Here is an 11,997-nt window from a genome sequence, read left to right as displayed (position 1 = left end):
CCTTGAGTGGAAGTTCATCGCGCCCCGGGAAGACGATCCTCTCCCGGGCAGGGGCACTACAGTGGGCCCGTGCCTCGCCGTCGAAGTCTCACCCAGCGCATCCGTGACACCCTCGGGTTCAGCGTGGTCGCGATCCTCGTGCTGTTCATCATCCTGCGCCTGGTGGGAGTGCGCTCCACCTTCTCGAGCTTCTTCCTGTCGGTGGTGATCACCATCGCGCTGAACGTAGGGCTGTCCTACTGGGGCGAGCACTCGGCCCGCCGCCGCTCCCAGCAGGACCGTTCGTATGACGACCGGACCCGCCGGGACAGCGACATCCGCTGGCGCGAGGACGAGCGGCGCTAGAGCGCCCCGTACCCCACCGGACCCCCACTGGCCGAGGAGAGAAGATGGCCGACTGGAAGACCTACGCGAAGGCCGCCCGCAACACTGCGAAGCGGCAGGCGCAGAGCGCCTCACGAGCCTCTCAGGATCGTCGCGGAACCGGTTCGTCGTCGGAGCGGTCGCGCTCCAGCTCGGCATCGGAGCGGCCGCACTCCAGCTCGTCAGCACCCCGCTCGCGCAGCAGTTCCTCTGGTTCGCCCGGTGCTCGCACTCGCCAGGAGACTCCGCGAGGCCGGACGCTCAGCGGCGGCGACTACGCCCGCGCCGCGCGCCGCGCACTGGGCGAGGGCACACGGGACAGCCGCGAATCCATCCGCCGCAGCGGGGAGCGGGCTCGCAAGGACGCCGCCGCCTACGCCGCAGTCGCCGAACGCCGCATGAAGAAGGCCCAGCTGGGTCGGCGCATCACCGCCGCCTTCCGGGATGCGTTGCTGGTGGGCCTGTCGCTGTTCGTCATCTGGTTCGTGGTCACCCGTACCGGGGTGCAGATCCCCTTCACCGCGGTGCTGATCGTGGTGGGCATCATCGTGGCGCTCCGCTTCGGATGGGCGCTGTTCTCCCAATTCACCACCAGCAAGGACCCGAGCCCGGAGGCCGATGCCGCGACTGCCGGCCCCCGGGACCATGATCGGTCACGGGAGTACGACCCGGCGATGGACCAGCAGGAGCAGCACCACGCCGAGCCGGCGCAGAAGCGGCGCCGCGAGCACTGAGCCAGCCCCGCCGATGCGGCTGACGCGGCTGCCCCGCACCTGGAACACCTCTACGTGGAGTCCGCGTTTCTGACACGCTGCCTTTATCTGACGTGATGTTCGACTGATCCAGCATTCTCGCCGCGTATGCCGGGGCATCCCGCGTCTAGCCTTGCAGGGACCGCAGTCCGACCCGCGCCGCTCCCCCGATCGGCGTCCCCGGTGAGCCGGCCCGCCTTCGGGGCCGACTCACCTCAGTGCCTCGAGGTGGCCATGCCCGACGCGACCGATCGCCCGTCCTCGTCCCCGCCGATGGCCGCGCGCCCCGATCCACGAAGCGGTGGGCGTCGCTCCTGGCATCGTCGGGCCTCCCGCCCGGTGACCTGGTGGATGGTGGCACTGGTGGTCGTGGTGCTGATCCATCAGTGGTTGCCGCAGGCGCGCTGGCTGATGGTGCACATGGTCACCCTGGGGCTGATCACCACCTCGATCATGGTGTGGGGCCAGCACTTCACCGAGGCCCTGCTGAAGACCAGGCTCGGTGAGGAGAGTCGGGCCCGCCAGGTGATCCGCAGCCACCTGCTCACCGCCGGTGTGGTGGCGACGATCGCGGGGATGCTGCCGTCGTGGCCCTGGCTGGTGGTAGTCGGTGCGCTGCTGGTCTCCGCTGCGATGCTCTGGTACGCGATCTCCCTGGGCGCGCAGGTGCGGGCGGCCATCGCCCCCCGCTTCGCCTTCACCGTGCGCGCCTACATGATGGCGGCCTGCCTGCTGCCGGCCGGCGCCGTGCTCGGCGCGCTGATGGCCTTCAGCCTCGGTGAGCCATGGCAGGGCAGGCTTCTGCTGGCCCACCAGATCCTCAACATCCTGGGCTTCGTGGGGATCACGGTCACCGGCACGCTGCTGACCCTGTGGCCCACGGTGCTGCGCACCAAGGCCGATCCGGTCGCGACGAGGAAGGCGGCCGGCGGATTGGTGGGGATGGGAGTGGGCGTGGTAGGTGCCTCGCTCGCCGCCCTCATCGCCTCAGTGAGCCTGGGGGTCGCCTTCGTCCTGATCTATGCCGGGTCCTTCGCCTGGGTGGCGGTGACGCTGGTGCGGGCCGGGGTGCGCTCTGCCCGCCAGCAGCACCGCATCGAGCTGCCGTGGTTCCCGATCCTCTCGATCGGCTCGGGCATGGTGTGGTTCGTGCTCGGGCTGCTGGGCCTGGCCGCGATGTGGCGCGGATCGGCCGATGAACAGCTCACCAGCTCCCTCGTGGCCGCCGATGTGCAGGCCCTCACCGTGCCGTTCGTGGCCGGATTCCTGCTGCAGGTGCTGCTGGGGGCGATGAGCTATCTGCTGCCGGTCACCATGGGCGGCGGGCCCCGGGCGGTGCGCACGTCACTGGCCGCGATGAGTCGCTCCGCCCTCCCCCGCGTGGTCGTCTACAACCTGGTGGTGGCCCTGTTCGTGCTGGCCGATGCTGGGAACGCCGTCGGCGGCGCCCTGTTCGCAGGTCTCACCCTCGGCACCACCGATGCCGGGGCCTTCGGCTCCTGGGCGCGGGTGCTCACCTCGCTGCTGGCCTTCGCGGCGCTGCTGAGCTTCCTGGTGCTGATGGGGATCGCGGTGCGCACCAGTGTGCGTGAGCGCCGGGCTCTGATGGAGGGGCACGCCACCCCTGCTTCGGGTACGACTGCCCTTGGCATGCCGACTCGTGCTCCCGCTACCCCGACCGAGGGAAGCGATCTCGACGCAGCGCCTGATGCCCCGCGCTCCGTCGGCGCTGCCCCGAACCCTGCGGCACCAGCGGGACTGGACCGTCGTGCCCTGACCGGGGCCCTGCTGGGCGCCGGTTCGGTGCTGGGAGTGACCGCGATCGGCTCCTCACTGGACCGCGCCTACGGCTCCTACGGGAACGACGCCGGATCCGGGACGACCGGCGCGACGCCTCCGGGCGACGGGACAGGCTCGGTGGCCCCCACCGGGCAGACCACCACGGTGGCTATCGGCATGTCAGAGATGCGCTTCCATCCCGACGTGATCGAGGTGCCGGCCGGGAACACCCTGATCATCGAGCTGTCCAACGATGACGCCCACGACGTGCACGATCTGGTGCTGGCCGACGGCACTGTCTCCGGGCGGCTCCAACCGGGCGGGTCCACCACTGTGGAGGCCGGGGTGATCGGCCATGACCTGGCCGGCTGGTGCTCTATCGTCGGCCACCGAGCGATGGGCATGACCCTGCAGGTGGTAGCCACCGGCGCAGCCTCCCCCGCCGAGCAGGGCCCCGGGGCCGGACAGGCAGGCGGCGTGGATGAGCTGACCCGTGTGCCGCTGGACCTCGCCGCAGCACCCGGTGCCGGGTACACGGTGCGCGACGCCGCACTGCCGCCGAGCGCCGGCCCGGAGCAGCGGCTCACCCTGGAGATCACCGAGGCGGCCCTGGAGGTGGCGCCCGGGATCGCCATGGACGCGATGACGTTCAACGGCACCGTGGTGGGGCCGGTGATCCGCTCGGAGCTGGGCGCCCGCCTGACCGTGGACCTGGTGAACAACGGCACCATGGGGCATTCCCTGGACCTGCACGCCGGCCGGGTGGCGCCGGATGAGGTGATGCGCACGATCCCGCCCGGTGAGCGCCTGGAGTACGCCATCACCACGGAGTACGCCGGGGTGTGGCTCTACCACTGCTCGACCATGCCGATGACGGTGCACCTGGCCGCCGGCATGCTCGGCGTGCTGATCGTGCCCCCGCAGGACCTTGCTGCGGCTGATCGTGAGTACGTGCTGGTGCAGTCCGAGCATTACCTGGTGCCTGAGGGCGCTACCGGGTACGACGAGGCGATGCACGAGGGCGCACGCCCCGTAAGCCCCGCCAAGATCGCCGTCGAGCGGCCGGACATGACCGTGTTCAACGGCCACGCCAACCAGTACGTGCACGCCCCGCTGGAGGCGAAGGTCGGCGAGCGTGTGCGGATCTGGGTGCTCGCCGCCGGGCCCTCCCGAGGGATCTCCTTCCACGTGGTGGGCGGGGTGTTCGACACAGTGTTCTTCGAGGGCGAGTACCTGCTGCGCCCGGACAACGAGACCGGTGGAGGTTCCCAGGCCCTGCACCTCGGCGCCGCCCAGGGCGGATTCGTGGAGCTGGTGTTCGATGAGCCCGGCACCTACACCGCGGTGAACCACTCCTTCGCCGACATGGAGCGCGGGGCCCGGGCCCTGATCCGCGTCACGGCCTGACTCCGGGGATCGCGCGCTCGTCGCGTGAACTCCGGTTCCGTACACTCCCGGCATGCCGACAGCTCCCCCGCCTGTGAGCGGCCCCTTCACACTCCGTCCGCTGACGGGACCGGACGCTCCCCTGGTCCAGGAACTGCTCGAGGCGGCGCCGGACTACACCCGTCGGACCCAGGCGCGCGACGTGGCACCGACCGACGGGACCGGCGTGCTCACCGCGGTCCCGCCCGGGCTCGATCCCCGCGCCAAGACGGTCCTGGGTCTGTGCGACGACGCCGGTTCCCTGCTGGCCCTGGCCTACGTGCTGCACGGCTGGCCGGAGCCAGACACCGCGCACATCGGCCTGCTGCTGGTGCGCCAGGACGCCCAGGGCGCCGGGCTGGGGCGACTGCTCCACGAGACCCTGCTGGCCCAGGTCCGGCTGCACGCGGGGCTCCGACTAGTCCGGGCCGGCATCGTCTCGACGAACGCGGAGGTCGCCGTCCCGTTCTGGCAGCGGATGGGGTACCGCCCCACCGCAGAGGTGCACCCGCACCAGCCGCAGGGTGCACTGCAGGGGGCCGAGATGACCACGACGATCTGGGAACGGGAGATCCGCGACAGGGATAACCGCGACCAGGAGTGCCGCGACCACGAGTCGAGCGCCCCGGCCAGGGACGGCCATCCCTCCGGACTGCACCATCTGGAGCTGTGGACCGCGGATCTGGCGACCACCGAACCGGCCTGGCACTGGCTGCTGACCACCCTCGGTTGGCAGGCCGAACGAGTCGAGGGCTGGGAGCTGAGCAGGATCTGGCGGCACCGCGACGGGTCCTACATCGTCCTGGAGCAGTCCGACGACGTGATCGGTGACCGGTCCGACCGAATGCGCCCCGGGATGAACCACCTCGCGCTCACCTGCCCGGGCCGCGAGCTGCTGGACTCCCTGCGTGGAACGGCCGCCGAGCACGGCTGGCGGGAGCTGTTCGCCGAGCGCTACCCACATGCCGGCGGGGAGGACCATGTGGCCTGGTACGCCGAGGATCCCGAGGGCATCGAGGTGGAAGTGGTCGTCGAGAACTGACGTCTGATGCGGAGAGCACGCCGCCCGCGCGGGCGGTCCACAGTCGCTGCTCAGTCCCCGTCACTGCGCAGTCCTCGGACCCCCAGAGCCAGCACCTCCTCGAGGAGTTCCTCCCGGCGCCGCGGTGCCAGCTCTCGCAGCCCTCCCTGGGTGCACAGGATCGCGAAGCCATGGACCAGCGACCACAGGGCCACAGACCGCGCCTCCACCGCACCCCCTTCCGCCTCGGGCACCGCATCGCGCACCAGGGCCGACAGATCTCCCAGGGGAGTCCCGTCCCATTGGCCCTCCGGCGCCGGAAACCCGCTGGACATACTGCCGAACAACAGGGGGGCCTCGACGGCGAATGCCACATAGGCGCGGCCCGCGGCCCGCACACGGAGCCGAGGGTCCGCCTCAGCGACCGAGCCCAGTTCCTGGGCCATGCGCTCCGACAGCTCCTCGAGGACGTTTCGTCGTACACACTCCAGCAGTTCGTCCCGGCTCGAGAAGTGCCGGTACGCGGCTGAGGAAGAGACCCCTGCCTGCCGTGCGACCTCTCGCACGCTCACCGAGTCCAGTCCGGTCTGCGCGGACATCTCCGTGGCCAGGCGGATCATCTCGGCACGGAGGTTCCCGTGGTGGTAGGCAGGCTTCGCGGAAGTGTTGACAGTGCTCACATTCCGAGGATACCGTCCATCAATGTGAGCGCCGCTCACATGGAAGCCTCCTGACCTCGAAGGAAGCCATGAACCTGACCCTTCTCGCCACGCTTCTGATCACCGGCTTCGTGGGCTGTGCCGAGTTCGCATCCGCGACCTTGATGCACCCCGTGATCCGCCGACTGCCCATCGAGGAGCAGATGACCATGGAGAAGGGGCTGCTGCGCACCTTCGGCCGGGTCATGCCCCTGCTCATGACCGCAGCGCCGATCCTGGCCGTCATGGGGGCCGTGGCATACGGCAGTGGCTGGCTGGTCAGTGCTGCCGTCGTCCTGGCCGTCGCCCTTGTCGTGACGATCCTCGGCAATGTTCCGATCAATCTGTGGACGTCCCGGCTGCGTGGGACCGAGGTTCCCGAGCAGTTCCGTGCCAAGCGCCGGCACTGGGACATCTACCAGGTCGTGCGGGGGTCACTCCAGCTGCTCGGCTTTGCGCTCACCTGCGCCGCCGTATCCCAGCTCATTCCGACCACGACCTGACCCCCTCTCACCCGCCACCCACGCCCGCTGCCCTCACGCCTGCCCCGCCCCGCGAAAAGGAACCATCCGATGACCACGCTGTCCCGCCCCGCCCGCCTCGCCGCCGGTATCTCCCTGCTCGCCGCCATCGGCATCGAGACGGGAGGTCACTACGTCCTGGAAGTCAGCCGTGGGGACATCCCCCGCACCCCCCTGCAACTGCTGTATGCCCGCGCGGGACACGGGCACGCCGGAGCACTGGTTACCTTGGGGCTGGCGGGCATCGTCCTCACCGAGGCAGCCGGCCTGCGAGGCCTTCCAGCGCATTTCGGACGGTGGGCGATCCCCGCTTCCTCCGTCCTGATGCCGGCCGGCTTCTTCCTGTCCACCGCCGGGAAGGACGTCAACGAGCCGAACGGGCTGAAGGTCCTGATCACCGCCGGTGGCGTCGTGCTGGGCGCTGGCCTGCTCACCCTGGGCGGCTCCCTGGTGGCGCAGGGACTGCGCAACGGCGAAGGGTGAGCTCCGGACCTGGACTCACAGCTTGGTGATCGGGGCGTACCGCAGCAGCAGGCGCTTCTTCCCGTGCGGGGCACGGAACTGCACCTCGACCTGGGTCTTCTCGCCCTGACCGGCCACCTCGGTGACGGTGCCCATACCGAAGGTGTCGTGGGTGACGCGGTCCCCCACCACCAGCTGCGGCATCTTGGCGACGTCCGTGGGGGTGCGGCCGGAGCCGAAGCTGGGCCGGTTCACGTCCTTCCGGCCTCCCCCGGGGCCGCCACTGTAGGCCGGGCCCCGGCTCGAGCCGGACGTGCCGGCGTAGCCCCCGGAGCGGCCTGAGCCGTAGCCACCGGAGCCGTAGCCGCCCCCGTAGCCTCCGCCGACGAGGGTGGATCCGGCGCGGGCCACGTCCAGCACCTGCTCGGGCACTTCGTCGAGGAACCGGCTGGCGGGCATGAACTGCGGGGCTCCCCAGGTGGCGCGCATCTGCGCGCGGGTGAGGTACAGCTTCTCGCGGGCGCGGGTGATGCCCACGTACGCCAGTCGCCGTTCCTCCTCCAGCTGCTCCGGATCGCCGAAGGTGCGCTGGTGGGGGAAGGTGCCGTCCTCCAGGCCCGTCAGGAACACCACCGGGAACTCCAGGCCCTTGGCGGTGTGCAGGGTCATCAGGGTGACGAACTGGTCCTCGGCCCCGGGGATCTGGTCGGCGTCGGCCACCAGGGAGACCTTCTCCAGGAACCGGTCGATGAGCGAGCCCTCGGGGGCGTCGGTGCCGTCAGCATCCACCAGGACCGCTTCCGCGGATGCCACCTCCTCGTCATCGGAGGTGGGGGCGGCGGACGACGGGGCGGGCGCGTCGGACTCCTCGTCCTCGAACTCGCTGGCCGCGGCGTCGACCGCTTCCATCTGTGCCTCGAACTCGGAGGCCACGCTGATCAGCTCGGCCAGGTTCTCCAGGCGGGACTCGTCCTGCGGATCGTCACTGCCCTGCAGCTCCGCGTAGTAGCCGGACTTCTGCAGGATCGCCTCGAGCACCTCGGCCGGGCCGTCCCCGCGCTGAGCCAGTTCCTGCATCTCCTCGAGCATCACCACGAAGGACCGCACGGCGTTCAGGGAGCGGGTGGCGATACCGGGGGCTTCCTCGGCGCGGCGCAGTGCCTCGCCGAAGCTGATCCGCTCCCGTTCGGCGAGCATCGCGATCGCGGCCTCGGCGCGGTCGCCGATGCCACGCTTGGGGACGTTGAGGATGCGGCGCAGGTTGATCTCGTCAGCCGGGTTCGCCAGCACCTGCAGGTAGGCGATGGCGTCCTTGATCTCGCGGCGCTCGTAGAAGCGGGTGCCGCCCACCACCTTGTACGGCAGGCCGATGCGGATCAGCTGATCCTCCAGCGCGCGGGACTGCGCGTTGGCGCGGTAGAAGATCGCGATGTCACCGGCGGTGCGGCCATCGTCCACCAGAGCGTCGATCTGGCGGCCGATGTAGCGGGCCTCGGAGGCCTCGTCGTCGGCCACGTACAGGGTGATCTTGTCGCCCGCACCCTGATCGGTCCACAGGTTCTTCTTGCGCCGGCCCTGGTTCTCCTCGATCACGGCGTTGGCGGCGGTGAGGATCGACTGGGTGGAGCGGTAGTTCTGCTCCAGCACGATGGTGCGGGCGGAGGGGAAGTCCTGCTCGAACTCCACGATGTTGCGGATGGTGGCGCCGCGGAAGGCATAGATGGACTGGTCCGAGTCACCCACCACGGTGAGATCTGCGGAAGGGTCCTCCCCCACCAGTTCCCGCACCAGCGCGTACTGGGCGGGGTTGGTGTCCTGGTACTCGTCCACCATCACGTGGCGGAACCGCCGCCGGTAGCCCTCGCGGATCGCAGGGTTCTCCCGCAACAGCTGGACGGTCAGCCCGATCAGGTCGTCGAAGTCCACGGCATTGGCCTGCCGCAGGCGCTCGGTGTAGTTCGTGTAGATCCGCGAGAGGGTCTTCTCGAAGGGGTTCTTCGCGCTCTCGGCCTGATCGGCGAAGTCGATCGGGTCGATCAGGTCGTTCTTCAGCGAGGAGACGCGCGAGGCGATGGCCCGGGGTGCGTTCTTCTTGGTGTCCAGCTCGAGGTCCTTGGCGATCGTGGTGATCAGCCGCAAGGAGTCGGCACTGTCGTAGATGGTGAAGGAGCTCTTCAGCCCGGCCGCCGCAGCGTCACGGCGCAGGATCCGCACGCAGGCGCTGTGGAAGGTGGAGACCCACATGCTGCGCGCGGCGGGGCCCACCAGTTCGGCCACCCGCTCGCGCATCTCGGCGGCGGCCTTGTTGGTGAAGGTGATCGCCAGGATCTCCCCCGGCATCGCCTCCCCGGAGGCCAGCAGGTGGGCGATGCGGCGGGTGAGCACCCTCGTCTTGCCCGAACCGGCACCGGCGACGATCAGCAGCGGGCTGCCGCGATGCTCCACCGCCTCACGCTGCGGCGGGTTCAGCCCCTCGACCAAGGACGCCAGCGCCTGGGGATCCGACGCCGCCCAGGGCCGAGCAGGAGGGGCGTAGCGATCGGTGCTGCCGTACCCCGGCACGGGAGCATCGCCGTAGGGAGGTTCGTCCTCCGGCGGGGGTACCTCGTCATAGGGCGGGGGTGCTTCGTCGAAGGGGGACTCCATGGGCGGGGCCTCGTCGAAGGGAGGCTCGCTCGGGGGCAGGGGCGCGCCCTGGTGCGGGGGTCCGTCGACGGCGCGGTCGGCATCGACCCGCACGCCTTCCAGGCGGCGGAAGGAATCGGGCAGCGAGAGGTCGTCGAACAGTGAGCTCATGAGGGCTCCAGGATAGGCGTCGGGCCCGACAGCGCACGCGCTGCCGGGCCCGATGTGGACAGGGCCAGGACTCACCCGACCCCGCCGAGGGAACGTCGATGACGTCACACCAGGACGGCGACCACCACGTTGATCACGATCGCGGCGGGGATCGCGTACCAGACGGCCGAGGAGGTCTGCGGGCCCTTCTTGCGGGCGATGAAGGCGAGCACGGTGACGATGATCGCGATCAGCGCCTTGACGCCGAGCTTCATATGGTTCGGGTCACCGGTGATGGAGATGATCGAGGCCAGGATCAGGCCCGTGGCCAGGGCCCCGGCGGCAGCGTGCGCCATACCGGGGTTCGGCTCGCGGGTACGGGCGGCTGCGATCCAGGTGCCCAGGGCAATCGCCCAGCAGAGCAGGTGGATGACGATGATGAGGGAATATACGAACGACATGTCGGCATCCTACGTGTCCCGCCCTGGGAACACCCTCCCCACCACGTGCGAGAATCCCCCCATGTCACAGCCCGGCCAGCCGTCGAAGCCCGGCGATCGGACCCCCGGCACCGATCCGGACGCCATGAGCGACCACCCGGCTCCGCCGCCGTGGCAGGCCCTCACCCCCGATCTCAGCGTGGATCGACCACCTCGCCTGGGGGCCAGGCGCATCGTGCTGTCCGTCCTGTCGCTGCTGCTGGTGATCGCGCTGCTGGCCTGGGCTCTCCCCTGGGCGGCCGGTACCACCTGGCCGCAGATCATCGATTCCTTGCGAGGGCTGCCGCCGTGGGCGGTCCCAGCCATGCTGCTGCTGGGCCTCGGTGCTCTCGCCCTGGAGGCATGGACCGTGCGCACGGCCGTTCCGGGCTCCCGGTACGGCACCGCACTGCGCGGACACGCCGCGTCCAGCGCCCTCGCACTGGCCGTCCCTGGCGGCGGCATGCTCGGCATGGGCCTGCTGGGGTGGGTACTGCGTCGTACCGGGCTGGGCCTGTCCGTGGTGATCGCCGGCATCCTCACCGCCTCGCTGATCGAGACCGTGGTGACCACCGTCCTGGTGCCACTGGTGGGCGGGATCGCCTATGTACTGGCCGGGATGATCAGTGTTGCCCGCATCGACCTGCCCGCGGCGGCGCTGTGGGCGGCCCTGGCCGCCGTGGCCGGGGGCGTGATCGCCCTGGGGCTGTTCGCCGTGCTGCTGCGCAGGCCCGTGCTCACCGGCCTGCTGGAGACGGCATCGGCCGTCACCGGGATGGGCGGCACCGACAAGGACACCCCCGGGGGAACTGCCTCCTTCGTGCCCTTCGTCCTGGAGCAGCGCGATGCACTGGTGCGCCTCCTGCGCGAGCGGCCGCTGTCACTGGTGGCGCCCACGGCCGCAGCTCGCATGCTGCAGTGGCTGGCTCTGGTGCTCGCGATCGAGGCGGTGGGCGGCTCGGTGCCACTGCTGCTGACGGTGGCGCTCTTCGCCCTGGGACGGGTGCTGTCGCTGGTGCCCCTCACTCCCGGTGGCGCCGGTGTGAGCGAGACGGTCGGCGCGGCTGCGCTGGTGGCGCTCGGACTGGGGTCGGCGGCGGCGGCCACATCGATGCTGCTGCTGGCGGTGGCGACCCTGGTGGTGCCCCTGGTCGCGGGTGGGCTCGCAGCCGTCCTCTCCGTGAGCCGGGGCAGCGCTACGCAGGCTCAGTCGGCCTCGTCCTCGTAATCAGGGGTGGGTGCCCCCAGAGTGTCCGAGGGGTGCGGCAGGAATCCACCACTGGTCTCGAGGCGGCCTGCCTGAGGCACCAGGGGATCCCCGCCGATGCTGGCACCGTGCTGGGTGCCCACGAAACGGGCGACATCGACCACGTGGTAGCGGGCCTCGTCACCGCGCCCCAGGAACCCTGCCCCGCCGTAGCCGCCCATGCGCCGGCCAGAGGTCCGCTCGAGGGAGGTGGCCTGCTCCTCCAGCTGACGGGCACTCGTGCGCAGCCCCGTCGCGATGCGCCCCAGCCGGGTGTACTCCTCGGTGGTCCAGCGCTCATGGACGTCCTCCGCGGTGCGCCGGGCGTCCTCATCGTCGGACCGGGTGACCTCGAGGATCGCATTGGACACGCGCAGGCGCAGGAGGGTGACACGGTCAGCCGCCCGTCGCAGGGCGTCGGCGTAGTCGCGCAGTGCGCGGGGGTCCGACGTCATCCGGCTCCTTCCCGAGATCCG

General features: G+C 70.4%; 11 protein-coding genes. 7 read left to right on the top strand and 4 right to left on the bottom strand.

Translation table 11 applies throughout. From position 1 onward, the window contains the following. Nucleotides 1-69: 69 nt before the first annotated feature. The 4 genes from JOD52_RS02955 to JOD52_RS02940 all read left to right on the top strand — a co-directional run bounded on the left by JOD52_RS02955 (nucleotide 70) and on the right by JOD52_RS02940 (nucleotide 5,361). Complete coding sequence (locus JOD52_RS02955) at nucleotides 70-345, top strand: hypothetical protein (RefSeq protein ID WP_017822219.1); 276 nt, start codon at nucleotides 70-72, stop codon at nucleotides 343-345. A gap of 44 nt (nucleotides 346-389) precedes the next feature. Then, on the top strand, nucleotides 390-1,097 hold the full coding sequence (locus tag JOD52_RS02950) for an RDD family protein (protein WP_150108248.1): 708 nt from the start codon (nucleotides 390-392) through the stop codon (nucleotides 1,095-1,097). Nucleotides 1,098-1,349: 252 nt separating this feature from the next. After that, entirely contained in the window at nucleotides 1,350-4,301 is a 2,952-nt protein-coding gene (locus tag JOD52_RS02945; protein WP_204408749.1) for a multicopper oxidase domain-containing protein, read from the top strand. Between the two features lie 52 nt (nucleotides 4,302-4,353). Next, nucleotides 4,354-5,361, top strand: a complete 1,008-nt coding sequence (locus JOD52_RS02940) for a GNAT family N-acetyltransferase (protein ID WP_204408748.1) — start codon at nucleotides 4,354-4,356, stop codon at nucleotides 5,359-5,361. A 50-nt stretch (nucleotides 5,362-5,411) separates the two neighbouring features. Here JOD52_RS02940 and JOD52_RS02935 read toward each other — a convergent pair whose 3' ends face one another. Continuing rightward, complete coding sequence (locus JOD52_RS02935) at nucleotides 5,412-5,960, bottom strand: TetR/AcrR family transcriptional regulator (protein ID WP_204408747.1); 549 nt, start codon at nucleotides 5,958-5,960, stop codon at nucleotides 5,412-5,414. Nucleotides 5,961-6,088: 128 nt separating this feature from the next. Between JOD52_RS02935 and JOD52_RS02930 the strand changes: the two genes are divergently transcribed. Then, nucleotides 6,089-6,541 carry an anthrone oxygenase family protein gene (locus JOD52_RS02930; protein WP_017822225.1) on the top strand — a complete coding sequence of 151 codons (453 nt, stop codon included), beginning with the start codon at nucleotides 6,089-6,091 and terminating at the stop codon, nucleotides 6,539-6,541. Nucleotides 6,542-6,610: 69 nt separating this feature from the next. Continuing rightward, the gene (locus tag JOD52_RS02925) at nucleotides 6,611-7,042 is read left to right on the top strand and encodes a hypothetical protein (protein WP_017822226.1); all 432 of its coding nucleotides are present in this window, start codon (nucleotides 6,611-6,613) and stop codon (nucleotides 7,040-7,042) included. A gap of 15 nt (nucleotides 7,043-7,057) precedes the next feature. Here JOD52_RS02925 and JOD52_RS02920 read toward each other — a convergent pair whose 3' ends face one another. Both JOD52_RS02920 and JOD52_RS02915 read right to left on the bottom strand, forming a co-directional pair. Then, nucleotides 7,058-9,817: a UvrD-helicase domain-containing protein gene (locus tag JOD52_RS02920; protein ID WP_204408746.1), complete on the bottom strand. Its 2,760-nt coding sequence runs from the start codon at nucleotides 9,815-9,817 to the stop codon at nucleotides 7,058-7,060. Between the two features lie 104 nt (nucleotides 9,818-9,921). After that, complete coding sequence (locus tag JOD52_RS02915; protein ID WP_017822228.1) at nucleotides 9,922-10,257, bottom strand: hypothetical protein; 336 nt, start codon at nucleotides 10,255-10,257, stop codon at nucleotides 9,922-9,924. A gap of 61 nt (nucleotides 10,258-10,318) precedes the next feature. Here JOD52_RS02915 and JOD52_RS02910 point away from each other — a divergent pair, with 61 nt between their 5' ends. Beyond that, a complete protein-coding gene (locus tag JOD52_RS02910) occupies nucleotides 10,319-11,503 on the top strand; it encodes a lysylphosphatidylglycerol synthase domain-containing protein (RefSeq protein ID WP_204408745.1) in 1,185 nt (394 codons plus the stop codon). Here JOD52_RS02910 and JOD52_RS02905 read toward each other — a convergent pair. Further along, entirely contained in the window at nucleotides 11,482-11,976 is a 495-nt protein-coding gene (locus tag JOD52_RS02905) for a hypothetical protein (protein ID WP_204408744.1), read from the bottom strand. The two genes, JOD52_RS02910 and JOD52_RS02905, sit on opposite strands and share 22 nt — an antisense overlap. Nucleotides 11,977-11,997: the final 21 nt, after the last annotated feature.

It is taken from the genome of Brachybacterium muris, assembly GCF_016907455.1.
GTDB lineage: Bacteria > Actinomycetota > Actinomycetes > Actinomycetales > Dermabacteraceae > Brachybacterium > Brachybacterium muris.
The sequence above is the reverse complement of the archived record's forward strand: the minus strand, read 5'-3'. Positions and strand labels throughout refer to the sequence as shown.